The sequence below is a fragment of the Amycolatopsis sp. MJM2582 genome (genome assembly GCF_000754115.1).
Taxonomy (GTDB): Bacteria; Actinomycetota; Actinomycetes; order Mycobacteriales; family Pseudonocardiaceae; genus Amycolatopsis; species Amycolatopsis japonica.
Map to the genome: position 1 here is coordinate 1,481,241 of NZ_JPLW01000001.1, position 23,956 is coordinate 1,505,196.

General features: G+C 69.4%; 21 protein-coding genes. 15 read left to right on the plus strand and 6 right to left on the minus strand.

Going from position 1 to position 23,956, the window contains the following annotated elements:
* Positions 1-27: 27 nt before the first annotated feature.
* From ED92_RS07275 to ED92_RS07305, 7 genes are all read left to right on the plus strand, one after another.
* Positions 28-795, plus strand: a complete 768-nt coding sequence (locus tag ED92_RS07275) for a DUF4097 family beta strand repeat-containing protein (RefSeq protein WP_037334478.1) — start codon at positions 28-30, stop codon at positions 793-795.
* Positions 796-821: 26 nt separating this feature from the next.
* Entirely contained in the window at positions 822-1,493 is a 672-nt protein-coding gene (locus tag ED92_RS07280) for a DUF4097 family beta strand repeat-containing protein (RefSeq protein WP_037334481.1), read from the plus strand.
* On the plus strand, positions 1,490-2,896 hold the full coding sequence (locus tag ED92_RS07285; RefSeq protein WP_037334484.1) for an alpha/beta hydrolase: 1,407 nt from the start codon (positions 1,490-1,492) through the stop codon (positions 2,894-2,896). Before ED92_RS07280 ends, ED92_RS07285 begins: the two co-directional genes overlap by 4 nt.
* 166 nt (positions 2,897-3,062) lie before the next feature.
* Positions 3,063-4,934 carry a molecular chaperone DnaK gene (dnaK, locus tag ED92_RS07290; protein WP_037334486.1) on the plus strand — a complete coding sequence of 624 codons (1,872 nt, stop codon included), beginning with the start codon at positions 3,063-3,065 and terminating at the stop codon, positions 4,932-4,934.
* A complete protein-coding gene (grpE, locus tag ED92_RS07295) occupies positions 4,931-5,674 on the plus strand; it encodes a nucleotide exchange factor GrpE (RefSeq protein ID WP_037334489.1) in 744 nt (247 codons plus the stop codon). Before dnaK ends, grpE begins: the two co-directional genes overlap by 4 nt.
* Before the next feature lie 33 nt (positions 5,675-5,707).
* Positions 5,708-6,883: a molecular chaperone DnaJ gene (gene dnaJ / locus ED92_RS07300; protein ID WP_037334492.1), complete on the plus strand. Its 1,176-nt coding sequence runs from the start codon at positions 5,708-5,710 to the stop codon at positions 6,881-6,883.
* A gap of 5 nt (positions 6,884-6,888) precedes the next feature.
* Positions 6,889-7,317 (plus strand): heat shock protein transcriptional repressor HspR, encoded by a 429-nt coding sequence (locus ED92_RS07305; RefSeq protein WP_037336183.1) that lies wholly within the window; start codon positions 6,889-6,891, stop codon positions 7,315-7,317.
* Positions 7,318-7,432: 115 nt separating this feature from the next.
* On the opposite strand, the gene ED92_RS07310 is transcribed toward ED92_RS07305, so the two are convergent.
* The 4 genes from ED92_RS07310 to ED92_RS07325 form a co-directional block, all read right to left on the minus strand.
* The gene (locus ED92_RS07310) at positions 7,433-8,035 is read right to left on the minus strand and encodes a DUF305 domain-containing protein (protein WP_235213212.1); all 603 of its coding nucleotides are present in this window, start codon (positions 8,033-8,035) and stop codon (positions 7,433-7,435) included.
* A 7-nt stretch (positions 8,036-8,042) separates the two neighbouring features.
* The gene (locus ED92_RS07315; RefSeq protein ID WP_037334498.1) at positions 8,043-8,798 is read right to left on the minus strand and encodes a lytic polysaccharide monooxygenase; all 756 of its coding nucleotides are present in this window, start codon (positions 8,796-8,798) and stop codon (positions 8,043-8,045) included.
* A 159-nt stretch (positions 8,799-8,957) separates the two neighbouring features.
* Positions 8,958-10,166, minus strand: a complete 1,209-nt coding sequence (locus ED92_RS07320; protein WP_369797379.1) for a globin domain-containing protein — start codon at positions 10,164-10,166, stop codon at positions 8,958-8,960.
* A 273-nt stretch (positions 10,167-10,439) separates the two neighbouring features.
* Positions 10,440-11,645 (minus strand): globin domain-containing protein, encoded by a 1,206-nt coding sequence (locus tag ED92_RS07325; RefSeq protein WP_172843548.1) that lies wholly within the window; start codon positions 11,643-11,645, stop codon positions 10,440-10,442.
* A gap of 270 nt (positions 11,646-11,915) precedes the next feature.
* Here ED92_RS07325 and ED92_RS07330 point away from each other — a divergent pair, with 270 nt between their 5' ends.
* The 4 genes from ED92_RS07330 to ED92_RS07345 all read left to right on the plus strand — a co-directional run bounded on the left by ED92_RS07330 (position 11,916) and on the right by ED92_RS07345 (position 17,323).
* Complete coding sequence (locus ED92_RS07330; RefSeq protein WP_037334501.1) at positions 11,916-12,380, plus strand: MarR family winged helix-turn-helix transcriptional regulator; 465 nt, start codon at positions 11,916-11,918, stop codon at positions 12,378-12,380.
* Between the two features lie 75 nt (positions 12,381-12,455).
* A complete protein-coding gene (locus ED92_RS07335) occupies positions 12,456-13,640 on the plus strand; it encodes an MFS transporter (protein ID WP_037334504.1) in 1,185 nt (394 codons plus the stop codon).
* An 88-nt stretch (positions 13,641-13,728) separates the two neighbouring features.
* Positions 13,729-16,326, plus strand: a complete 2,598-nt coding sequence (gene clpB, locus ED92_RS07340; RefSeq protein ID WP_037334507.1) for an ATP-dependent chaperone ClpB — start codon at positions 13,729-13,731, stop codon at positions 16,324-16,326.
* 286 nt (positions 16,327-16,612) lie between these two features.
* The gene (locus ED92_RS07345) at positions 16,613-17,323 is read left to right on the plus strand and encodes a hypothetical protein (RefSeq protein ID WP_037334510.1); all 711 of its coding nucleotides are present in this window, start codon (positions 16,613-16,615) and stop codon (positions 17,321-17,323) included.
* Here ED92_RS07345 and ED92_RS07350 read toward each other — a convergent pair.
* Positions 17,320-18,453 carry a hypothetical protein gene (locus tag ED92_RS07350; protein WP_037334514.1) on the minus strand — a complete coding sequence of 378 codons (1,134 nt, stop codon included), beginning with the start codon at positions 18,451-18,453 and terminating at the stop codon, positions 17,320-17,322. The genes ED92_RS07345 and ED92_RS07350 overlap by 4 nt on opposite strands.
* A gap of 121 nt (positions 18,454-18,574) precedes the next feature.
* On the opposite strand from ED92_RS07350, the gene ED92_RS07355 reads away from it, so the two are divergent.
* On the plus strand, positions 18,575-19,342 hold the full coding sequence (locus ED92_RS07355; protein ID WP_037334517.1) for an SDR family oxidoreductase: 768 nt from the start codon (positions 18,575-18,577) through the stop codon (positions 19,340-19,342).
* On the opposite strand, the gene ED92_RS07360 is transcribed toward ED92_RS07355, so the two are convergent.
* Entirely contained in the window at positions 19,339-20,019 is a 681-nt protein-coding gene (locus ED92_RS07360; RefSeq protein ID WP_037336191.1) for an MgtC/SapB family protein, read from the minus strand. The genes ED92_RS07355 and ED92_RS07360 overlap by 4 nt on opposite strands.
* Before the next feature lie 61 nt (positions 20,020-20,080).
* Between ED92_RS07360 and ED92_RS07365 the strand changes: the two genes are divergently transcribed.
* From ED92_RS07365 to ED92_RS07375, 3 genes are all read left to right on the plus strand, one after another.
* Positions 20,081-20,560 carry a PepSY domain-containing protein gene (locus ED92_RS07365; RefSeq protein WP_037334520.1) on the plus strand — a complete coding sequence of 160 codons (480 nt, stop codon included), beginning with the start codon at positions 20,081-20,083 and terminating at the stop codon, positions 20,558-20,560.
* Between the two features lie 71 nt (positions 20,561-20,631).
* A complete protein-coding gene (locus ED92_RS07370; RefSeq protein ID WP_037334523.1) occupies positions 20,632-21,390 on the plus strand; it encodes an ABC transporter ATP-binding protein in 759 nt (252 codons plus the stop codon).
* Complete coding sequence (locus ED92_RS07375) at positions 21,390-23,924, plus strand: FtsX-like permease family protein (RefSeq protein ID WP_037336193.1); 2,535 nt, start codon at positions 21,390-21,392, stop codon at positions 23,922-23,924. Before ED92_RS07370 ends, ED92_RS07375 begins: the two co-directional genes overlap by 1 nt.
* Positions 23,925-23,956 lie beyond the last annotated feature (32 nt).

The window sequence follows — 23,956 nt, forward strand, 5'->3', positions numbered from 1 at the left end:
AAACCTGCTCTGGAGGGACTCAAGACCATGGCGCGCCCACTCCTCGCAATCGGCGGCATCGCCTTGATCGGTGTCGGTGTCCTCACCGGCCTCGGCTGGTGGTGGCCGTCCGACGCGGAGGCCACCGCGGAGGTGGCCCAGCCGATCCGCAGTGTGCGCATCGACAACGAGGAGGGCCGCGTCAAGGTGCACGCCGGCGAGGGGCCGGTGCGGATCCACCAGCAGTTCGAGTACCGCGGCGGCAAGCCGGGCGACGCCTTCCGCGTGGAGGGCGACACCCTGGTCCTCGCCGATTGCGGCTCGTCCTGCGAGGTCGCCTACGACGTGGTGGTCCCGGCGGGTATCCCGGTCTCGGGCAAGCTGGACTCGGGGGCGCTCGACATCGCCGGAGCGTCCACTGTGGACGTCACGGTCGACTCCGGCCGGGTCGAGGTGCGCGACGTGCCGGGCACGGTGAAGGTCCGGTCCGAAGCCGGTCGCGTCGACCTGGCGAATATCGGGCAGGCCGTCACGGTGCAGGCGGCTTCCGGTGCCATCAAGGGAGAACGGCTCGGCGGCGACGTCGAAGCACGGACCGACAGCGGCCGTATCGAACTCGAACTCCTCAAGAGCGCCGACGTGACCGCGCGGACCGACAGCGGTTCGGTCGAGGTCACCGTCCCGTCGGGTGAGTACAACGTCACCGGCGGCACCGGCAGCGGCCACCGCGACATCGAGGTGAACCAGTCCGGTTCGGCACAGCACAAGCTCGATCTCAACACCGACAGCGGAAGCGTCACGGTCAAAGCGGCCTGACAGACTTATCGGGGGAATACTTTCTCATGGGGAACAAGGAGAAGCGCGTCCTCGGCGCGCTCGCTCTCGGCGCGCTGACCGCCTTCGGGATCGTCGGCTGCACAGGGGAATTCCAGCAGAAACTGAGTGACGGCGCGCCCGTCACCGAGCAGATCACCGCGATCCGGGTGGACGTGCCGGTCGGCACGGTCACGCTGCGGGTCGAGGACGGCGCGCCCGTCTCGTTGCGCCGCGAAGTGACTTATAACGGCAAGAATCCCGGCAAGACGTACAGCGTCGAGAACGGCACGCTGGTCCTCGGCGGCTGTCAGCAGTGCGGCGTGGACTACGACGTCGTGGTGCCGCGCGAGCTGGCGGTCTCCGGGTCCATCGGCACCGGCAAGATCACCCTCGCCCGCGCCGCCTCGGTCGACCTGAAGGGCGACGTCGGCGACTTCAAGGTGATGGGCACGTCCGGGCCGGTCAACCTGCGCACCGGCACCGGCGACATCGAGATCGGCCTGGCGAAGCCGGGCGCGGTCACCGCGAACGCGGAGGTCGGCGAGGTCGTCGTCACCGTTCCCGACGGCGCGTACCAGGTCCGTGCGAAGGCGGAGACCGGCAAGGTCGAGACCGGTGGCGTGCGGCAGGACCAGGCTTCGGCGAACGTCCTGGACCTCCAGTCCGGCACCGGTTCGATCACGGTGAAGCCCGCATGAAAGCGCTCGCCGCCGTCGCCGCGCTGACCCTGCTTCCGCTGACCGCGCTGCCGGCGTCCGCCGCGTCCGGGATCGACTGGAGGCCGTGCGCGACCGAGTACGCGCCGACGCTGGAATGCGCGAACCTCCGGGTGAGCGGCGGTTTTTCGATCGCGCTGGCGAAACTGCCCGCGACCGATCCCGGGCGCCGTATCGGTTCGCTGCTGACGAATCCGGGCGGGCCGGGTGGTTCCGGGGTCACCGTGCTCAAGTACGGCGGCCGCGGTTTCGCACTGGACAAGCCGGAGACGGCCGAAGTGCGGCAGCGGTTCGACGTCATCGGATTCGATCCGCGCGGCGTCGGCGAAAGCACGCCCGCGATCACCTGCGGGCCGGATCTGCACGATCCGGCGGTCAGCCGGTTCCCCCGGAGCCGCGCCGATTACGACAAGCTCCTGGCGCACAACCGCGCCTCGGGTGAGGAATGTCTGAAGAGGACCGGGCGAGCACTGTCCTCTGTGGACACATGGCACGCCGCGGACGACATCGAAGCGATCCGTGGCGCTCTCGGCGAGCCGAAGGTGAACTGGCTCGGCGTCTCCTACGGTTCCGAACTCGGCGCCGTGTACGCGGAGAAGTATCCGAACCGCATCCGGACGATGGTGCTCGACGGCGCCGTCGACCATTCGCGGCCGACCAGGCAGGCGGTCCTCGAAGAAGCCGTCGCGACCGAAGGCGCCCTCAAGGACTTCGCGCAGTGGTGCACGACGTCGGCCGACTGCGTGCTTCGCGGCAAGGACGTCCTCGCCACCTACGACGCCTTGATGCGGACGCCCGGCGGCGTGCCATCGAAACAGCTCGGGCGGAACGTGACCGCCGAGGAGATGGCGTCCGGGGTCTACGGCAACCTCATCCTGCCCGCGTTCTGGCCGGGCTTGGCGAAGGCGATCGACGCCGCGACGGCGGGCGACGCGGACGGACTGCTGCCGTATTCGCAGCTCGACCCGTCCTATGGCGCGTATCGCTCGATCGGCTGTCACGACTTCGGCTCGCCGTTCACCTCCTATGCCGACATGAGGGCGATGCAGGGACTGGTGAAGACGCTCTCCCCGCACGGCTGGCGGTACTCGGAGTTCTGGGACATGGCCAGCGGGTGCGCGGCCTGGCCGGTGCCCCCGGCGTACCTGCCGCGGCCGCAGAAAGTGAGCGGCGCCGCGCCGATACTCGTGGTCGGCGGTGAACACGATCCGGCGACGCCGCTCGTTTGGGCGAAGGGGCTCGCGAGGAACATCGAGAACTCGACGTTGCTCGTCGACGCCGGGTACGGGCACACGGGGCTGCTGAACTCGGCCTGCGTGCGCTCCGAAGAGGTGAAGTACCTGGTGAGCGGTGTCACACCCGCTCCGGGCACGGTCTGCCGGTAGTCCGGGAACAAGACGACCGTGCCGCACGTTGAGCCGGATACAAGGTTGAGTGAGGGTGACTCAAGTCCGGCTTGACGGAAGCCCCACCATCCCGATACAACTTGCGTTGAGCCCACTCAAGGTGGGTGAGAACGTGCAGGTCACGAACTAGCAGGAGGATCACACCATGGCGCGAGCGGTCGGCATCGACCTCGGCACGACCAACTCGGTCGTCGCTGTCCTTGAGGGCGGCGAGCCGACGGTCATCGCCAACTCGGAAGGTTCACGCACCACCCCGTCCATCGTCGCCTTCGCCAAGAACGGCGAAGTGCTGACCGGCCAGCCGGCGAAGAACCAGGCCGTGACGAACGTCGACCGGACCATCCGGTCGGTCAAGCGGCACATCGGTACCGACTGGAAGACCGAGATCGACGGCAAGGCCTACACCTCGCAGGAGATCAGCGCCCGCGTGCTGATGAAGCTCAAGCGCGACGCCGAGGCGTACCTGGGCGAGACCATCACCGACGCGGTCATCACCGTCCCCGCGTACTTCGAGGACGCGCAGCGGCAGGCCACGAAGGAGGCCGGGCAGATCGCCGGCCTGAACGTGCTCCGCATCGTCAACGAGCCCACCGCGGCGGCGCTGGCGTACGGCCTCGACAAGGGCGAGAAGGAACAGACCATCCTGGTCTTCGACCTCGGTGGCGGTACGTTCGACGTCTCGCTGCTGGAGATCGGCGAGGGTGTCGTCGAGGTCCGCGCGACGTCCGGTGACAACCACCTCGGTGGTGACGACTGGGACGAGCGGATCGTCACCTGGCTGGTCGACAAGTTCAAGTCGTCCAGCGGCATCGACCTCACCAAGGACAAGATGGCGCTCCAGCGCATCCGTGAGGCCGCCGAGAAGGCGAAGATCGAGCTGTCCAGCTCCAACTCGGCCAGCATCAACCTGCCGTACATCACGGTGGACGCGGACAAGAACCCGCTGTTCCTCGACGAGCAGCTCTCCCGCGCCGAGTTCCAGAAGATCACTTCGGACCTGCTCGAGCGCACCCGCAAGCCGTTCAACAACGTCATCCGTGACGCGGGCGTCGCCGTCGGCGACATCGACCACGTCGTGCTCGTGGGTGGCTCCACCCGCATGCCCGCCGTGTCCGAGCTGGTCAAGGAGCTGACCGGCGGCCGCGAGCCGAACAAGGGCGTGAACCCGGACGAGGTCGTCGCGGTCGGCGCGGCGCTGCAGGCCGGTGTGCTCAAGGGTGAGGTCAAGGACGTCCTGCTGCTCGACGTGACCCCGCTTTCGCTGGGCATCGAGACCAAGGGCGGCGTGTTCACCAAGCTCATCGAGCGCAACACCACGATCCCGACCAAGCGTTCGGAGATCTTCTCCACCGCGGACGACAACCAGCCGTCGGTGCAGATCCAGGTGTTCCAGGGTGAGCGCGAGATCGCGGCGCACAACAAGAAGCTCGGCATGTTCGAGCTGACCGGTCTCCCGCCCGCCCCGCGTGGCGTGCCGCAGATCGAGGTCACCTTCGACATCGACGCCAACGGCATCGTGCACGTCCTCGCGAAGGACCTCGGCACGAACAAGGAGCAGTCGATGACGATCACCGGTGGCTCCGCGCTGCCGAAGGACGACATCGAGCGCATGGTCAAGGACGCCGAGGCGCACGCCGAGGAGGACAAGCAGCGCCGCGAGGAGGCGGAGACCCGCAACCAGGCGGAGACGCTGGTCTACCAGACCGAGAAGTTCGTCAAGGACAACGAGGACAAGCTGCCCGACGAGCTCAAGGGCAAGGTGAAGTCCGCGATCGACGAGGCCAACGAGGCGCTCAAGGGCACCGACTCGGCGAAGATCCGCGAGTCCATCGAGAAGCTGAACACCGCTTCGCAGGAGCTGGGCACCGCGCTCTACGCCAACGCCACCCCGGGTGCCGAAGGTGCCGCCGGTGAAGGCGCCGCCGGTGCGGCGGGCGCGGGTACCGGTTCGCAGGCCAAGGCGGACGACGTCGTCGACGCCGAGATCGTCGAAGAGGACGAGAAGGACAAGAAGTGACGGGACGCTACGACGAAACCGAGGGCCGGGGCCCGGAGGAACCGGTGGTCGTGCGGGACCGTAGGCGGATCGACCCGCTGACCGGTGAGGTCCGCCCGGCTGCCCCGGCCGCCGAACCCCAGGACGGCCCGAAGCACGCCGCTCCGAGTGAAGACACCGCATCGACCGAGCCGGAGCCCGCGACCCACGCGGGCCCCGGCCTCGGGGAGTCCATTGTGGACGACTCGGTGTCGGTGGCCACGGGACTGGAGAAGGAGCTGGCGGAGCGCACCGCCGACCTTCAGCGCCTCCAGGCCGAGTACGCGAACTACCGCAAGCGCGTGGACCGCGACCGCGAGCAGGTCGTCGTCGGCGCGAAGGCGTCGGTTGTCGGCGACCTGCTTCCGCTGCTCGACGACCTCGAGCGCGCGGAGCAGCACGGCGATCTGACCGGTGCCTTCAAGGCGGTCGGCGAGAAGCTGGTCGGGAGCCTGCAGCGGTCGGGCCTCGAAGCGTTCGGCACCGAAGGCGAGCCCTTCGACCCGAGCGTGCACGAGGCCGTGCAGCACAGCACGTCCCCGGACGTCACCGGGCCGACGGTCACCATGGTCATGCGCCGCGGTTACCGCTTCGGCGAGCGCGTGCTGCGTCCGGCGATGGTCGGGGTCACCGACCACGAGCCGGGTGGCGCCCCGGTGGACCCGCCGGTGGGCGGCGAGCTGCCGCTCGAGGGCGAACTTTTCGATGAGAACAACCGCTGATCGGCGATACGGCGTGAAAGGAGGAGACGTTCGGTGAGTGCACGGGAATGGATCGGTAAGGACTTCTACCGTGAACTGGGCGTCTCCTCCGACGCCACCGCGGACGAGATCAAGAAGGCCTACCGCAAGCTGGCCAAGGAGAACCACCCCGACGCCAACGCGGGCAACGCGGAGGCCGAGAAGAAGTTCAAGGCGGTCTCCGAGGCGTACGGCGTGCTGTCCGACACGGCCAAGCGCAAGGAGTACGACGAGGCTCGCCGCCTCTTCGGCTCCGGCGGTCCCGGTGGCTTCGGCTTCCCGGGCGGCGGTGCCGGCGGCGGCGGTTTCGACGTCGGCGACATCTTCGGCCAGGCGGGGCAGCAGCAGGGCGGCTTCGGCGGTCTCGGCGACATCCTGGGCGGGCTGTTCGGCCGCCGCGGCGCCGCGGCCGGTGCCACGGCGAACCGGCCGCAACGCGGATCGGACGTCGAGACCGACGTCCGGATCGACTTCACCGAGGCGGTCAAGGGCGCGACCCTGCCGCTGCGGCTGTCGAGCCCGGCGACCTGTTCCACCTGCGGTGGCAACGGCGCGAAACCGGGGACCTCCCCGAGGACGTGCGCGACCTGTCAGGGCAGCGGGCTGGTCAGCCGCAGCCAGGGCGCGTTCGCGTTCTCCGAGCCGTGCCGCGACTGCCGCGGCCGCGGTCAGATCATCGACGACCCGTGCCCGGAATGCGCGGGCGAGGGCATCAGCACCCGCACTCGCACGCTGACCGTGCGGATCCCGCCGGGCGTCGCCGACGACCAGCGGATCCGGCTGGCGGGCCAGGGCGAACCGGGCCGTGGCGGCGCGCAGCCGGGCGACCTGTACGTCCGCGTGCACGTCGCTCCGCACACGTTGTTCGGGCGCAAGGACCTCGACCTGACGATCACCGTGCCGGTGTCCTTCACGGAGCTGGCCCTCGGCGGCACGATCACCGTGCCGACGCTCGAGGGCAAGGTCTCGCTGAAGGTGCCGCAGGGTACGGCGAGCGGTCGCGTACTTCGTGTGCGCGGCAAGGGAATCGCGAAGCGTGACGGCTCGCAGGGCGATCTGCTGGTCACCCTGCAGGCGGCCATCCCGGCCAAATTGGACGACAAGGCCCGTGAAGCGCTGGAGGCGTACGCGGAAGCCATGGCCGACCACGACCCGCGACCGGAGATCACCGAACTTCTCGAAGGCAGGTGAGCAAGATGTTCGGCGGGCTGCCGCACGGTGCGGACGAGGACACCCCGGTGTTCGTCATTTCGGTGGCGGCACAGCTTTCCGGCCTGCACGCGCAGACCCTGCGGTCCTACGACCGCCAGGGTCTCGTGTCGCCGGGCCGGACCTCCGGCGGTGGACGGCGTTACTCGATGCGGGACATCGCGTTGCTGCGCGAAGTGCAGCGACTGTCCCAAGAGGACGGTGTCAATCTCGCGGGCATCAAGCGGATCATCGAGCTGGAGAACCAGGTCGACGCGCTCCGCTCGCGTATCGCCGAACTGACCGAGGAGCTCACGGCGGCGTACCTCACCGCCGAACAGACGGCCGCGGCCGTGCATGCCTCCTACCGCAAGGATCTCGTTCCCCTGCGGCAGCAGACGGCCCTCGTGGTCTGGAAGCCCAAAAAGCGCAATTAGTCCTCTAAATGCCGCGGGTCCCCAGCCCTCGTGAATACGTGAAGGCCCCCTTCACTGCGCTAGACGCAATGAAGGGGGCCTTCACGTACTTCACGCATTCAGAGGACTAAATGCGTCATTGGCCGGGGACCAGGGTGCGGATCTGCTGGACCTCGCCGGTGCGCGAGTCCTGGATCCGCTGGGCCAGCGCCTTCGACTCGGGGTTCTTCCCGTCCTTCAACTCGGTCCTCGCCAGCGCGACCCCGTTGTGCTGGTGCGCCACGAAGATGTCGGCGAAGTCGAGGGTGAACTCCGGACCATCCTTTTTGGACAGTGCGTCGAGCAGGCCCTTGTCGGTGAGTCCGTCGCCACCGTGATGATGGTGCGCCTTCGGGTCCATGGAACCCGTCTCGGGTTTGCCCCAGGCCTTCAGCCAGTTCCGCATGTCGGTGCTCTCGGTCTGCTGCGTCGCCTCGATCGCGGCCGCGAGATCCTTGAGCTCCTGCTTCTGCCCCTGCTTGGCCTTGACCAGCTTGACGATCTCCACGCCCTGGTTGTTGTGGGCGATCATCATCTGCAGGAACATCACGTCGGCGTCGTTGTACTCCGCGGACGCCCCGGCCGACTGGGGAACCGGGGAGATCGGGGCGCCGGCGTTGGTGGGTGAGCCATCGCCGGCCCCGCAGCCCGCGATGGCCACGAGACCGGCGACGAGAACGAGGGCCAGCTTCACTGGCACGTCCCCCTTACTGCCGGGTCCACAAGGCGGGGGTGTTCGGCGGTTCCCAGCCTTGGATCGCGGTATGCGCCAGCTGGCAGCGGTAGGTCGCGCCGCCGTAGGTCACCGTGTTGCCGACCGCGTAGGACGTTCCGGCCGCCCAGGTGCCGCCGGTGGGCGGGTTGCTGGTGCTGGTCGGCGGGTTCGACGTCGTGGGCGGGTTGCTGGTGGTCGGCGGGTTGCTGGTGCTGGTGGGCGGGGTGCCGCCGCCGATCTGCAGGTCGATGCAGCTGTAGAAGGCCATCGGCGTGTCCGCGATGTTCCAGATGGCGAGCACCTTCTGGCGGCCGCTGAAGCCGGCCAGGCTCACCGTGTGCGACGTCGGGTCCTTCGGCGCGGAGTTGTTCCCGCTGATGTCGGCGATCTTGGTGCCGCCGATGTAGTACTCGTAGTTCGTGGTCCGGTGGTAGGCGGTGAACTTCCAGTTGAAGGTCACGCTGTTGCCGACCGACGCGGCGGGCCACGGCTTCGACTCGTCGTTGAGTTCGGCGAATCCGGGAAGGCCGCCGTTGCAGCTGCGGAGCCCCTTGGGGCCTTCGACGCTCTGCGGTTCGTAGACGATGGCGCCGCAGCCGGAAACCTTGCCTTGGGCGCAGTTCGCCTGGCGGCTGGGCGGGGACAGCACATAGCCGTGGGCGCTGGCCACCTGCGGGATGGCCACGATGGCGATCGGGGCGAGGATCGCACCGGCGGCGGCTGCCACGAGCTTGCGTTTGACGGTCATGCCGGCTCCTGGGGATGGAACGACGGTGTTCCCGTGAGGGGGAGCAATGTGGTCTAGACCATAAATCCGCCGGTGACCGTGGTCAATGATTCACTGACCTACTGCTGCGTCGGGCCCAGGTGGAACAGCCGATCGGCCTAATACGAACGAAGTATCACCTCAGTCCAGGGTGAAGGGGTCGTACTTGATCCGGCCCAGGTCCGTGCCCGCGGCGAGCAGTTTCGCGATGGTCGCCCGGATCATCGACGGCGACCCGGCGACGTACACGTCACGCTCCTTCCAGGCCCCGCGCTGCGTGACCGCCGTGGCCAGCGTGCCGCGGTCGCCGCCGGTGACGGCGCCTTCCTCGGTCACCGGTGTCACCGTCAGCCAAGGGCAGGTGACGGTGAGCCCGCGGAGTTCGTCGAGGGCGTAGAGGTCTTCCGGACGGCGCCCGCCGAAGAACAGGTGCACCGGCGGATTGTTCTTCCAGCGCGACATGTCGTCGAGCAGGGCGAGCAGCGGCGCGACGCCGGTACCGCCGCCGATCATCAGCAGCGGACGGCTTTCCGTGTGACTCACCGAAAGCGCGCCGAGCGACGGGCCGAGGCGCCAGACGTCGCCGAACCGGGTGTGGTGGACGATCGCGCGCGAGACCCAGCCGCCGCGCACGGCGTGCACGTGGAACTCCATCGTCCCGTCGTCGTGTGGCGCGGTGGCCGGCGACAAGTACCGCCACATCCGCGGCCGTTGCGGGACCTCGACGCTCACATAGCCGCCGGCCCGGTACGGCAGCGGCTGATCGGTGCGCACCTTGACGATGGCGACGTCACGGGACACGACGCGGTGTTCGATGACGGTCGCCTTCCACCACGCCGGCCCGACCTCCTTGCCCGCGGCCTCGCGCATGGTCTTCGAAATGACGCCGTACGCGGTGACCCAGGCGTCCTCCACCTCGGGAGTCCAGTCGTCCTTCAAGAACCTTTTCAACGCGGCGATCAGCGCGACGCCGACGGCGTCGTAATGGCGGCCGAGGACGTCGAACTTCCGGTGGTCCCGGCCGAGCTGGCCGAGGAACGTGGCCAGTTCGTCGGGCCGGTCCACCATCTGCACGACGTAGACGAGGGCGCGCAGCAAACGATTTCGCTGCGTGGCCATGTTGATCGGGAAGAGTGCCCTGGCGTCGGGTGAAACGGAGAAGAGCGCCCCGTAGAAGTATTGGGACAGCTCCTCGGACTTCGTTTCGACGGCGGCGAAACTCTCCCTGATGAGCTTGGCCAGCTGGACGGACTTGTCCGCCGTCGGCGTCTCGATCAAGGGCGGGACGGGAATCGGTGAAGATCTGGACGAACTGGGCGGATGCTCGTACTTCACTGTTTCGGCAGTCATGGGTGAACGATTTTCTCCAGTTGGATCGGGCATATTCTCCAGACCCGATGTCATCGTGCGCGTGTTCCCCCGAGGGTTCTCGACTGTATGCCCGAAAGTCGCGAAAGGATCCACGAATGTTTGTTTCCCGCTCGAACGGAGCAAACGATATACGCGCCGTCAACCCCGTCTGGCACTAAGTAAAGGAATGCGTGATCGGCCGATCGGGTGGGTTTTTCTCCGTGTTTACGAGATCACGTAACGCGGCCGAACACCATTGTGGAATCGAATTGCCTAGTCGATGGTGAAGGGGTCGTACGCGATCTGGTCGAGCGCGCTGCCCGCGACCAGCATCCGGGACACCGTCGCCCGGATCATCGCGGGCGAGCCGGCCACGAGGATCCGGTGTCCCGGCCAGGATCCTTGCTGTGTAACGGCTTCCGCGAGCGTGCCCTGCACGCAGCCGGGTGCTTCTTCGCCGTGTTCGACCACCGGGGTCACGGTGAGCCACGGGTTCGTGGCCGCCAGGGCGCGCAACTCGTCGAGGTCGTAGAGGTCCTCACGCGACGGTCCGCCGTAGAACAACTGCACCTTCGGGTTCTCGCCCCACTGCGCCAGATCGTCCAAGATGGCGCGCAGCGGCGCGATACCGGTGCCGCCCGCGATCATCAGGACGCCGCGGCCGTCGGTCCGGTCGACCGAAAGCCTGCCGAGTGGCGGCCCGAGCCGCCAGACGTCGCCGGGTTGCGTGTGGCTCACGATGGCGCGCGACACCCAGCCGCCGTCGACCGCGCGCACGTGGAACTCGATGCCGCCGTCCTCGCGCGGCGCGTTCGCCGGCGAGAGGTAGCGCCAGAGCCTCGGCCGCTGCGGTACTTCGACGCTCATGTACTGGCCGGGCTGATACGGCACCGGGAATTCGGGCTGGACGCGGACCAGGGCGAGATCCCAGGTGAGCCGCCGGTGTTCGAGGACGGTCGCCGACCACGACGCCGGGTTGACGTCGGCCGCGGCGGCCTCCTGCATCGCGCGGGCGACGATGGTGAACGCCTCCGCCCAGGCCCGTTCGACCTCGGGTGTCCAGTCCGGACCGAGGTGGTTCTTGAGCGAGGCGAGCAGCGCGGTGCCCACGGCCTCGTAGTGCCGCGGGATGACGCCGAACTTGCGGTGGTCGCGGCCGAGCTGGGTCAGGAACGGGACGAGGTCGTCCGGCCGGTCGACCATCTGCACGATGTGGACCAGCGCGCGGACCAGCCTGCCGCGCTGGACCTCCATGTTGATCGGGAAGAAGTCGCGGGTGGCCGGCGCGAGGGTGAACAGCATCCCGTAGAAGAACTGCGAGATCTCCGGGATGAAGGGTTCCGACTTCGCCCAGGTGTCCCGGATGAGCCGCACCATCGCGGTGACGGCGGGCGGTGCTTCGCGCGGCGCCGACGACCGCGGGACCGGGCTGACCGCGTCGGCCGTCACGGGCTGGGAGTCGCTGATCGGGAAGCGCATACCGGAAGACAGTTCCCCGGTTTCACGTACGAGGGTCCACTGGAGAAGAATTCACGGATCATTCACCTCTCCGGTCAGTGGCTGTCGGCCGGTCGGCTGAGTTCCGGCTCGTTCGCGAGACTAGCCGCCGAGAGACCTTTTGCCCGCATCGTTGCTCCGGACGGGTGTACTCGAAGCCGGTCCGCAGTGGGCGATCTCACGAGGTAAATAGTTGTCTTACGCAAGTGTCGCCGAATAAAGTTGTACTGTACAAGTAGCCAGGAGGGACCGATGAGCTCCGCGGACGACGCCAGGGTCGAGCTGATGCGTGAGTTGAAGGCCGCCTCGCAGCTGCAGCACGCCTGGATAATGCAGGCGTGGCAGGACGACCCCGGGCTGCATCCGGCGGCCGCGATGCTGCTGTCGGATCTGGCGAAGCACGGCGAGGCACGGCCTTCCGAATTGGCCAAACGACGCTTCGTGGACCTGTCGGTCGTAAGTCGTCAAATTTCCCAGCTGTCCGCGGCGGGCATGGTCGACCGCCGTCCGGCGCCCGAAGACGGCCGCGCGTCGATCATCAGCATCTCCGAGCGCGGGCGCGCGGAGCTGGGGCGCAGGCGGGCCGGTTATCTGGAGTTCATGGAGCGCGCGCTGGGCGGCTGGGACGACGAAAAGGTCCTCGAACTGACCACGCGCCTGGCGGAGATGAACGCCGACGTCCGCGCCGCCCTGTCCGTGCGGACCTGCGACGTTTGACCCAGGTCGTTACTACCCGCCGGTCTTGACTGAACGGACCTTTCGTAGCGCTGTGACGCCGGTAGCGTCGTATCAGTGCGTAACCGGGTCGCATTGCTGGTCGCCTTGGGAATCGACAACTTCGGCTCGGGACTTTTCCTCCCGCTCGGGCTGGTCTTCGTCATCCGTGTGGTCGGTCTGCCCCTCGCTCAGGCGGGGAGCGCCGTCACTCTCGGTGCACTCGCCGGCTTGCTCGTCCCCGCGTTCGCCGGACGGCTCGTCGACCTGATCGGCCCGCGGACGGTGATGATCTGCGCCCACGTCCTGCAGGCCGCCGGGGTGGGTGCCTTCCTGCTGGCCCGCGGGTTCGCCGGGGTCGTCGGCGCGTCCGTCATGCTCGCGGCCGGACAGCAGCTGTTCTACAGCTCGCAGTTCTCGCTCATCGCCGACGTCGCGGGTGAAGGACCGAAGGACCGGCCGTTCGCCGAAGCCGCGATGGTCCGCTCCGCGGGCTTCGGGCTGGGCGGGCTCGCGGCGGCCGGGCTGCTGGTGTGGATCGGACGCGAAGGCCTCTACGTCGCCGTGATGCTGGACGTCGCGACCTTCGTCATCGCCGCGGCCATCCTCTCGACGCTCGTCACGCCGGCCCCTCGGCATCTGCCGCGGCGCCCGGGGCCCGCGCGGGTCTGGCGGAACCGTCCGTACCTGGCGCTCATCGTGTTCAGCGGCCTCTTCGCGCTCACGATGGACTTCTTCCTCATCGGGATGCCCGTGTACGTCTTCAACGCCTTGCATGGGCCTCGATGGCTTCCCGGCGCGATCATCGCGCTGCTCACCGTCGTCACCAGTCTGGGTGGAGTCCTCGGGCTGCGGCTGACCAGGAAGCTGACCCGGATCGCCGCGATGCGCGCCGGTTCGGCGTTGTTCGCGGTGTGGTGCCTCGCCTGCCTGATGGTGGTGTTCGTGCCGAAGGTGTTCCAGCCGGTTTACCTGCTCGGCGCGACCCTCGTGCTGGCCGCGGGCGATCTCGCGTTCGGTCCGCGCTCCGGGGCGCTGGCCGAAGCGGCGGCGCCACCGGAGGCGCGGGGCCGGTATCTGGCGGCCTTCCAATACGCGTTCACGCTCGCCGCGGTGATCGCTCCGGCCGTCGTCGCGCTGTTCTCCGTGGCAGTCTGGATCCCGTGGGTGCTCGTGGCCGCGTGCGCCTGCACGGCCGTCGTCGGCCTCGGCCGGGTGGGTCCGCGGCTGCCCGCGGAGGCCGTCTCCCCGACCGGGGGCTGAAACTTTTCGGAGTTGAGTGGAACAGACTCAACTTTCCTGACGTTGTACCTGTCGACAGAGCTTTGCAAGACCTAGTACGAGGTGAGGGATGGACGCTTTCAACCCGACCACGAAGACCCAGCAGGCGATCTCGTCGGCGGCCCAGGCGGCCACGATGGCGGGGAACCCGCACGTGGCGGCCGCACACCTGCTCGGCGCCCTGCTGGCGCAGGGTGAGGGGCTCACCGCACCGCTGCTGACCGCGGTCGGGGCCGATCCGGCGCAGGTGCACAAGGAGCTGGAGCCGCTGATCGCGGCGTTGCCGTCGGCGACCGGCGCCACCGTGTCGAGCCCGCAGTTCGACACGAACGCCGTCAAGGCGCTGACGCACGCGCAGAAGCTCGCGACCGAACTCGGCGACGAATACGTCTCGACGGAGCACCTCCTCGTCGGCCTCGCCACCGAAGGCGGGCCGGTGGCCGAGCTGCTCAAACGGCACGGCGCCACCCCGGACGCGCTGCGCGAGGCGTTCGCCAAGGTGCGCGGCTCCGCGCGGATCACCAGCGCGGATCCCGAAAGCACGTTCAAGGCGCTGGAGAAGTACGGCGTCGACCTGACCGAGCGCGCCCGCGCCGGCGAGCTGGACCCGGTGATCGGCCGCGACACCGAGATCCGCCGCGTCGTGCAGGTGCTCTCGCGCCGCACCAAGAACAACCCGGTGCTGATCGGCGAACCCGGCGTCGGCAAGACGGCCATCGTCGAAGGGCTCGCCCAGCGCATCGTCGCCGGTGACGTGCCGGAGTCGCTGCGCGGCAAGCGCGTGGTGGCGCTGGATCTCGGCTCGATGGTCGCGGGCGCCAAGTTCCGCGGCGAGTTCGAAGAGCGGCTGAAGGCCGTGCTCAAGGAGATCACCGACTCCGCGGGGGAGGTCGTCACCTTCATCGACGAGCTGCACACCATCGTCGGCGCCGGCGCGACCGGCGAGGGCGCGATGGACGCGGGCAACATGATCAAGCCGATGCTCGCCCGCGGCGAGCTGCGCATGGTCGGCGCGACCACGCTCGACGAGTACCGCGAGCACATCGAGAAGGACGCCGCGCTGGAGCGGCGTTTCCAGCAGGTGCTGGTCGGCGAACCGTCCCCCGAGGACACCATCGCCATCCTGCGGGGGCTCAAGGAGCGGTACGAGGTGCACCACGGTGTGCGCATCACCGACGCCGCGCTGGTCGCCGCCGCGACGCTGTCCGACCGCTACATCACCGCCCGGTTCCTGCCGGACAAGGCGATCGACCTGGTCGACGAGGCCGCTTCGAAGCTCCGCATGGAGATCGACTCGCGGCCCGTCGAGATCGACGAGGTCGAGCGCGCCGTGCGGCGGATGGAGATCGAGGAGATGGCGTTGTCCAAAGAGGACGATGCCGCGTCCAAGGAGCGCCTCGCCGCGCTGCGCTCGGAACTGGCCGAAAAGCGGGAAACGCTGACCGCGCTGACCGCGCGCTGGCAGAACGAGAAGGGCTCGATCGAACGCGTCCGCGAACTCAAGGAGCAGCTGGAGCAGCTGCGCGGCGAGTCCGAACGCGCCGAACGCGACGGCGACCTCGGCAAGGCCGCCGAACTCCGCTACGGCCGGATTCCCGCGCTGGAGAAGGAGTTCCAGGCCGCGACCGAGGCGAACGAGGTCAGCCAGCAGAACGTCATGCTCAAGGAGGAGGTCAGCGCGGACGACGTCGCCGACGTGGTCAGCGCGTGGACCGGCATCCCGGCCGGACGGCTGCTGGAAGGCGAGACGGGCAAGCTGCTCCGGATGGAGGAGGAGCTCGGCAAGCGGGTCGTCGGGCAGAAGGAGGCCGTGCAGGTCGTCTCGGACGCGGTGCGCCGCACCCGGGCCGGCGTCGCCGACCCCGACCGGCCGACCGGTTCGTTCCTGTTCCTCGGCCCGACCGGGGTCGGCAAGACCGAGCTGGCGAAGGCGCTGGCGGAGTTCCTGTTCGACGACGAGCGGGCGATGCTGCGGATCGACATGAGCGAGTACGCCGAGAAGCACTCGGTGGCGCGCCTGGTCGGTGCGCCCCCGGGTTACGTCGGCTACGACCAGGGCGGGCAGCTGACCGAGTCGGTGCGCAGGCGGCCGTATTCGGTGGTGCTGCTGGACGAGGTCGAGAAGGCGCACCCGGACGTGTTCGACGTGCTCCTGCAGGTGCTCGACGACGGACGGCTCACCGACGGCCAGGGCCGCACGGTCGACTTCCGCAACACGATCCTGGTGCTGACGTCGAACCTCGGCTCGCAGGCCATCGCCGACCCGGCGCTCGACGAGCGTCAGCGCAACGACGCGGTGATGTCGGTGGTGCAGCGGCAGTTCAAACCGGAGTTCCTGAACCGGTTGGACGACATCGTGGTCTTCCACGCGCTGGGCACCGACGAGCTGACGTCCATTGTGGACATCCAGATCGAGCGGCTCGCCACGCGGCTTTCGCGGCGCCGCCTGACGCTGGAGGTCACCGACGGGGCACGCGAGTGGCTCGCGCTGAACGGCTTCGACCCGATCTACGGCGCGCGGCCGCTGCGGCGGCTCGTGCAGTCGGCGATCGGCGACAAGCTGGCGAAACAGCTGCTGGCCGGTGAGATCCGGGACGGCGACACGGTCCGGGTGGACATCCCGGCCCAGGAGGCGTCGGACGCCCTGACGGTCACGCGGGTGGACTGAGGCCTCGTGAGTCGTCCGGCTGATCACACGTGTCGTCCGTCTGATCACGTGTGATCGCCGCACCGGGGTGGTCGAGGCGCCTGGGTTCCCTCGCCTGAGTGCCATGAAAGGTCCTTTCCTTGCAAATTTCGCAAGGAAAGGACCTTTCATGGCATTGGCGACAGGGAGATTTGTCGACCTTTCCTTGCGTCTTTCGTGGTCTTTCCCGGGTGCCGCACCGAAAGGGGCGCGCGACACGGCGCCCGGCGATCACATCCGGTGAGGGCAGGGGGATACCCTGACCGTCGTGGGTATTCCGGCGTGGATCTGGTTCGTCATCGCCGCCGTCGCCTTGGTGGCGGGGCTGGCGCTGCTCGCGGCCGACCGGGCGAAGGAGGGCTCGCGCAATCGCGAGCGCATGCGCTGGGCCGAGCTGCGCGGCTGGCAGTTCGTCGAAGAGGACGAGCGGTTGCCGCGGCAGTGGTCCAACGGCGCGATCGGCTACTTCGGCGCGCAGCTGGCGGTCAACGTCGTGGCCGGGTCCACCTTCACCTCAGACGGACGGCGCCCCGTCTTCATCTTCGACATCGAGACCGAGGGCCAGATCCCGGCGGTCGTGGTCGCCGTGCGCTGCAACCGCGTGCACGAGACGCCGCTGGAGATGTGGCTGTCCAGCGTGCCGTTCCAGCGCCAGGACATGCCCGAGATGCTCGGCCCGATCGGTCAGCGCTACGCCTTCGCGGACGATTCCGAGGGTGCTCGCAAGGTGATCACGCAGGAACTCGTCGACGCGGCGGATTCGCTCGGCGGCGACGTCGGCGTGGCGTGGCTGGAGAACGAGTGGGTGCTCGCGAGTGTCGCCCCGAACGCCGGGCCGTCGCGGCTCGAGCGGCTGCTGCGTGACCTCGGCGAGATCGCCGACATCGTGGACCCGTTCGACGAGGAGTACGACAACGCGTCGACCCCGGGCCGTCACTGGCAGGCCGAGGCCGCCGACGACATCGAGCCGCAGGCCTAAGCCGGCTTGAGTTCCAGCGGGAGCGCCCCGGCGACGTAGCCGGTGTGCGCCGGCTGACCGAGCAACGTCAGGTCGAGCGTCCCGGACTGCGTCCCATGCCCCGCCTCCGCCGGATCGGTGGTGGGCAGGACCCCGCGCACGGACGACGTCGTGGTGCCGTGCACGGCGGCGACCTCGCCGATGCCGAGGTCGCCGCTGATCGTGTGCGAACCGCCTCCGGTGAATCCGCCGCCGTGCTGCGCCAGATCCACGTCCTGTCCGGTGGTCACCAGCCCGGTCGCCGGGCCGACGGTGCCGCCGAACGCGTGTTCCTGGCCGAAGGCGGCGCCCGAGCCGACGTCGAGCGGAAGAACACCCTTGAACCGGCCGTTGCCGTGCTGTGCCGACGTCGTCCCGACGGCCGCGAGCTCGCCGACGTCGACCGCGTGCCCGGACGACCGCCCGGCCTCCAGGACACCGCCGAGGTCGCCGGAGAATCCGCCGTCGAGCCGGAAGGCGCGGTCGAGAGTGCCGCCTGCTCGCTGGTCGGTCTCGTTGATCACGCCGACCCCGGGCAGCGGACGGACGGCGTGGTAGGTCCCTTCGGAGGCGCGGAGACCGCGGCCGTCCTGGGAAACAAAGCTGGGGACGCCGGTGCGCGGGTCGAGCGCGACCTCGGTCAGCCGGGCGCCGGTCCGCTCGAGTTCGGTCTCGTTCCCGGCGACGACGCTGCCGTAGCGGTCGACCTTCACGGCTTCGCGCTGGCCTTGTTTGAGGGTCTCGGTCGTCTTCGCCGCGCCGAGCGCGCCGACCTTGTCCGGGCGGGCCGTGACACTCTCGCGGGTCTCGACGGTCTCGCTCACCGAGCGGCGGACGTCCGCGACGGCCTTCGCGTCGCCCAGGTCCTTGCCGAAGACGTTCCGTTCGGTGCTGGTCAAGAAACCGCGGAAGACGGATGTGTCGCCTTCGGTGGTGAAGCCGGCCCCGCGGTCGAGGCTGCCTTCGCGCTGGTGGTCGAGGGGCAGCGGGATCGACGGGTCGGTCTGGGCGGCGATCGCGGTGGCCGGGCCGGCGAGCAACAACGCCAGCGGCGCCGCGCCGACCGCGACTTTGGGCAGGTAGCTCGGCTTTCGCCTGCTGTGCTTCCCCATGGGGGCGGACGATACTTCCCGACTCCGGCCATTGCACGTCAAATCCCCACGGTGGGTGACCCCCACACCCGGCTCAGCCGAGCGTCTTCCCGGAATCCGACCGAGGAGTAGGTTCGGCGGCATGACACAGACCGCCCTGATCACCGGTGCCACCGCCGGCATCGGTGCGCAGTTCGCGCGTCGGCTCGCCGCCGAGGGGTACGACCTCGTGCTCGTCGCCCGCGACGTCGACCGGCTGGAGGGCTTCGCGGCGGAACTGATCGAGGCGCACGGGGTCGACGTCGTCGTCCTGCCCGCCGATCTGTCCGAAGTGGACGGACGAGCGCTGGTCGAGGCCCGCTTGGAAGACGAGCCGGTGGACCTGCTGGTGAACAACGCGGGTTTCGGCCTCAACGGCGATTTCTGGACCATCCCGCCGGACGCGCTGCAGCGTCAGCTCGACGTCAACGTCACGGCCGTCCTGCGGCTGACCCGCGCCGCGCTGCCGGGCATGATCGACCGCGGCGAGGGCGCGATCATCAACGTCAGCTCGGTCGCCGGTTTCTTCAGCGGCCGCGGCTCGACCTACACCGCCAGCAAGAACTGGGTCACCTCGTTCACCGAGGGCATCGCCGCCTCGCTGCCGAAGAACATCCGCATGATGGCGCTGTGCCCCGGGTTCACCACCACGGAGTTCCACGAGCGGGCGGGGCTGGACAAGCCAGGACCGAAGGCGTTCTGGCTCGGTGTCGACCAGGTCGTCGACGAGGCGCTCGCGGATCTGCGTCGCGGCAAGGTGATTTCGGTGCCGAGCCTGCAGTACAAGGCACTCGTCGCGGTCGGCGGATTGTTGCCGAGGGCGGTGCTGCGCAAACTCGGCGGAGGCTTTGGCGGCAAAGGCCGCACCTAGTCGTCATCGGCGGTTTCGATGGACCGCACGCCTTCGGTCGCGGCGAGCACGGTCGGGGCCGTGGCGTGATCCGGGCCGGTGAGGTCGAGTGAGACCGTCACCTCGCCGTCGCGGTCGTCGGTGATCCGCAAGGACGTGATCGACCATCGGTGGCTCGTGCAGAGCGCGAGCAGATCGCGCAGGACGCCCTGCCCGTCCGCGTAACTCACGCGCAGCCTGGTCGTACCCGTGCCGCCAGGAAGATGCTCGGTCAGCCAGGTGAAACCGAGTACCACCACGAAATGCATGGCCGTCACGACGACCGCCAGCAGCAGCAAGCCGGCACCCGCCGCCATCCCGATGGCCGCGGTTTCCCAGACCGCGGCGGCCGTCGTGAGTCCCCGGATCGCGCCCTGCCTGGTGATGATCAGCCCGGCGCCGAGGAAGCCGACACCGGAGACGATCTGCGCCGCGATCCGCGACGGGTCGAGTACCACCTGCCCGGTCGCGAGGATGTCGCCGAAACCGTACTTGCTGACCAAAAGGATCAGCGCGGACGCCGTGCCCACGATCGTCTGGGTCCGCAGCCCGGCGCTCTTGCCCCTGATCTGCCGCTCCAGCCCGATCGCCGCCGAAAGCGCGAACGCCGTCGTCAGCTCGCCGATCTGGAGCCAGCCCTGTCCGTTCGAGACCATCACCCCACAGTGCCATCCGGTCCGGCGACGGTTCGAGCCGGCGGCGGGCGGGTACGCGCGGATCATGAAGTCATCACTTCTCGTCATCGCGGTCGCGCTGACGCTGGCCGCCTGTTCCACCGAGCCACCGCCGGGGCCCGCGGCTCCGGGACCGGAAGCCCAGCCGGTGAAGGCGATCCAGGCCGCGGCGGCCGCCGTGCCCGGCGGGCGGGTGTTCGACGTGGAGCCCGCGAACGACGGCTGGGCGATCAAGGTCGCGTCCGGCGGGCAGGAACACGAGATCCGCGTGAGCCGGGACGGCGGGCAGGTCCTCGGCGATCGGCAAACGGCGAAGCCGAGCGACGATCTGGCGAAGATCGCACAGGCGGACGTCGACGCGGTCAAGGCACTGCAGACCGCGCAGCAACGGCAGCCGGGTGAGCTCGACGAGATGGAGATCGACCGCGCCACCGACGGTGCCCTCGTCTGGCAGGTCGGCTTGCGTGACGGCAAGGGGATCGAGCACGACCTCGACGTGGACGCCAAGACCGGGGCGGTCAGGTAGGGCCCGCCCTACCAAGGAGACGCACGCTCGCCCCAGGGTGCTTCCGACCTGGGATTCCTAGGGTTTTCAGCATGAACCCTGGGTGGAACGGAGACGCGGTCCGGCTCGACGGCGTCCGCAAGGAGTACGGCAAGGGCGTCGTCGCGCTGGACGGCGTGACGCTCGCGTTCCCGCGTGGTGGCTTCACCGCCGTGATGGGCCCTTCCGGCTCGGGCAAGAGCACCTTCCTGCACTGCGCGGCCGGGCTGGACCGGCCGACGTCGGGATCCGTCGTGCTCGACGGGCAGGAGCTCGCCGGGATGAGCGAGACGAAGCTGACGAAGCTGCGACGCGACCGGGTGGGCTTCATCTTCCAGGCCTTCAACCTGCTTCCGGCGCTGACCGTCGAACAGAACGTCACGCTCCCGCAGCAGCTCGCCGGTGCCAAGCCGGATCGTCGCGTCGTCGAGGAGATGCTGGCCCGCGTCGGGCTTTCCGGCCGCCGCAAGCACCTTCCCGGTGAACTGTCCGGCGGGCAGGCACAGCGCGTGGCGATCGCGCGGGCACTGGTCACCCGGCCCGCGGTGGTCTTCGCCGACGAGCCGACCGGGGCGCTCGACACCCGCACCGCCGCCGAAGTCCTCGAACTGCTGCGCGCTTCGGTCCGCACCACCGGTCAGACGGTGATCATGGTGACCCACGACCCGATGGCGGCTTCGTACGCGGACCGCGTCATCTTCCTGGCCGACGGCCGGATCGCGGACGAACTGCACGCGCCGACCGCGGATGTCGTCGCCGAACGCATGACCCACCTGGGTGCCTGGGGCAGCCCGGCCAGGACGGGTGCGTGATGCTGCGACTCGCCTTCCGGACCTTGCGCCTGCGCAAGGGCGGCTTCATCGGCACCTTCATCGCCGTCTTCTTCGGCGCGCTGATCGTCGCCTCCTGCGGTGGCCTGATGGAGACGGGGATCCGTGGCAACGCGGAACCGCAGCGGCTCGCGGCCGCCCCGATCCTCGTCACCGGCGGCCAGACCTTCGAGCTGCCCAAGGAGGACCCGGCCTCCCTCGAACCCGACGACAAGCGCAAGTTCGAGGACGCGCGGCTGCCCGAACGCGTCCGCCTCGACGACGGCCTGGTCTCCCGGCTGCGGTCCGTCCCCGGCGTCTCGGACGTCGTCGGCGAAGTGAGCTTCCCGCTCGCGGCGGGCGGGAAGCCCGCGCTCGGCCACGCTTGGGACTCCGCCGCCCTGACCCCGTACACGCTGGTCGCGGGTGCCGCGCCGGTCGCGGGCGAGGTCGTCGTCGAGTCCTCGTCGGGCGCGAAGCCCGGCGACGTCGTGCAGATCGCCGCGCGCGGCAAGACCGAGTCGTTCCGCGTCGCCGGAGTGGCCGGTGCGCCGCGTTCGATCACGCAGGCCGCCGTGTTCTTCTCCGCCGCCGACGCCGCCCGGCTCTCCGGGCACCCCGGCAAGGCCGACGTCATCGGCGTCTTCACCGATCCCGGCGCCGACGTCGAAACGGTGCGGGCGAAGGTCGCCGAGGCCGCGTCCGGGGCGAACGTCCTGACCGGTATCGACCGCGGTGTCGCGGAGTTCCCCGAGGCCGAGACGAGCGGGACCAACCTGATCGTCATCGCCGCGGTGTCCGGTGGGCTTTCGGTGATGGTCGCGATGTTCGTCGTCGCCAGCACGCTGAGCCTGTCCACCCAGCAGCGTTCGCGGGAACTCGCGTTGATGCGGGCGATCGGCACGACCCCGCGTCAGCTCCGGCGCATGGTGCTCGGCGAAGCGCTGGCCGTCGGCCTGCTCGCCACCGCGCTCGCCGCGGTCCTCGGCCCGGTCCTGGGCGAATGGCTGTTCGGCCAGCTGGTCGAAAACGGCGTGGTGCCCTCGGTCCTGCGGTTCTACCAAGGCTGGCTGCCCGCCGTCGTCGGCGCGGGTGCCGCGATGCTCGCGGTGTTCATCGCCGCCTTCGTCGCGGGCCGCCGGGCCGGGAAAATCCGGCCGACCGAGGCGCTCGCCGAGGCCGCGGTCACCCGCCGCTGGCTGACCCCGACGCGGTTCATCGTCGCCGCCCTCTGCTTCGGCGGCGGCACCGCGCTGGCCATCGTGACCGTCGCGGTGATGACCGGACCGATCGCGGCCAGCACCGCCGGCCCCGCGGTGATCCTGTGGGCGATCGGCGTCGCGATGATCACGCCCGGCGTCGCCAAGGTGATGACGGCGATCCTGCAGTGGCCGATGCGCCTGCTCGGCGGCATCGACGCCCGGCTCGCCGTGCTCAACACCCGCGCCGGGATCGTCCGGGCGGCGGGCGCGGTCACCCCGATCATGCTCGCCGTCGGCATCGCGACCGCGAACATCTACCTGCAGACCACCCAGCAGGAACTGGCGAACCAGGCCTTCACCGAAGACGTCCGGGCGGACGCCGTGATCGGTTCCGTCGCGGGCGGGCTGTCCCCGGATCTCGTCCAGCGGATCCAGGCCGTGCCCGGCGTCGCCGGCGCGTCCGAGTACGTCACCAGCAGCGTGTTCCTCGAGAAGCCGTACGACTCCTCCGACGAGGGTCGTCCGGCGATCGGCCTCACCGCTTCCGGCGCGGCCGCCACGACCGACACCAAGGTGACCCAGGGCGACCTGACGGCACTGACCGGCCGGACCGTCGCGCTCCCCGAGGTCTTCGCGAAGGACTTCGGCCGCGGCCTCGGCGACACGCTCAGCCTTCGGCTCGGCGACGGCGCGCCCGTCGACGTCGAGGTCGTCGCGGTGACCAGCCAGCGCCCCGGCTTCGAAAGCCTGCTGCTCCCGGCCGACCTCCTGGCGCCGCACACCACCGCGGGACTCGCGCCGCAGATGCTGGTCCGCGCCGCCCCGGACGTCGATCCGGCGGCGCTCACCGAGCGGCTCCGCGAGGCGACGGCCGGACTGCCGGTGTCCGTCGGGGACCGGGCGGCGCTCGTCGCGGCGCACGACAAGGACCAGGCCGTCGGCGCGTGGGTGAACTACCTGCTGGTCGGGATGATCATCGCCTACACGGTGATTTCGGTCGCCAACACGCTCGTGATGGCGACCGTGCGGCGGCGCCGTGAGTTCGGCCTCCAGCGGCTCACCGGCTCGACGAGGGCTCAGGTGCTGCGGATGGCCGGGTTCGAAGGCGGCCTCGTCGCACTGGTCGGGATCGTGCTCGGCACCGTCGTCTCGGCGGGTGCGATCGTCCCGTTCTGCCTGGTCGCGGCCGATTCGCTGCTGCCGATGGGCTCGCCGCTGATCTACCTGACCATCATCGGGCTCGCCGCGGCGCTCGCATTGGCGGCGACCCTGGTCCCGGCCTGGGCGGCCACCCGCGGCCCGGCCGTGGACGCGGCGACGGCCGGCAGTGACTAGAGCTACCGTCGAAGGACCCGGCGGGCCGTGTG

What these genes read in the sequence shown, in the direction of transcription:
- ED92_RS07275 (WP_037334478.1), top strand. Translation starts at nt 28, where the DNA reads ATGGCGCGCCCACTCCTCGCAATCGGCGGCATCGCCTTGATCGGTGTC.
- ED92_RS07280 (WP_037334481.1), top strand. Translation starts at nt 822, where the DNA reads ATGGGGAACAAGGAGAAGCGCGTCCTCGGCGCGCTCGCTCTCGGCGCG.
- ED92_RS07285 (WP_037334484.1), top strand. Translation starts at nt 1,490, where the DNA reads ATGAAAGCGCTCGCCGCCGTCGCCGCGCTGACCCTGCTTCCGCTGACC.
- dnaK (WP_037334486.1), top strand. Translation starts at nt 3,063, where the DNA reads ATGGCGCGAGCGGTCGGCATCGACCTCGGCACGACCAACTCGGTCGTC.
- ED92_RS07305 (WP_037336183.1), top strand. Translation starts at nt 6,889, where the DNA reads ATGTTCGGCGGGCTGCCGCACGGTGCGGACGAGGACACCCCGGTGTTC.
- ED92_RS07315 (WP_037334498.1), bottom strand. Translation starts at nt 8,798, where the DNA reads ATGACCGTCAAACGCAAGCTCGTGGCAGCCGCCGCCGGTGCGATCCTC.
- ED92_RS07320 (WP_369797379.1), bottom strand. Translation starts at nt 10,166, where the DNA reads ATGACTGCCGAAACAGTGAAGTACGAGCATCCGCCCAGTTCGTCCAGA.
- ED92_RS07325 (WP_172843548.1), bottom strand. Translation starts at nt 11,645, where the DNA reads ATGCGCTTCCCGATCAGCGACTCCCAGCCCGTGACGGCCGACGCGGTC.
- ED92_RS07330 (WP_037334501.1), top strand. Translation starts at nt 11,916, where the DNA reads ATGAGCTCCGCGGACGACGCCAGGGTCGAGCTGATGCGTGAGTTGAAG.
- clpB (WP_037334507.1), top strand. Translation starts at nt 13,729, where the DNA reads ATGGACGCTTTCAACCCGACCACGAAGACCCAGCAGGCGATCTCGTCG.
- ED92_RS07350 (WP_037334514.1), bottom strand. Translation starts at nt 18,453, where the DNA reads ATGGGGAAGCACAGCAGGCGAAAGCCGAGCTACCTGCCCAAAGTCGCG.
- ED92_RS07355 (WP_037334517.1), top strand. Translation starts at nt 18,575, where the DNA reads ATGACACAGACCGCCCTGATCACCGGTGCCACCGCCGGCATCGGTGCG.
- ED92_RS07365 (WP_037334520.1), top strand. Translation starts at nt 20,081, where the DNA reads ATGAAGTCATCACTTCTCGTCATCGCGGTCGCGCTGACGCTGGCCGCC.
- ED92_RS07370 (WP_037334523.1), top strand. Translation starts at nt 20,632, where the DNA reads ATGAACCCTGGGTGGAACGGAGACGCGGTCCGGCTCGACGGCGTCCGC.
- ED92_RS07375 (WP_037336193.1), top strand. Translation starts at nt 21,390, where the DNA reads ATGCTGCGACTCGCCTTCCGGACCTTGCGCCTGCGCAAGGGCGGCTTC.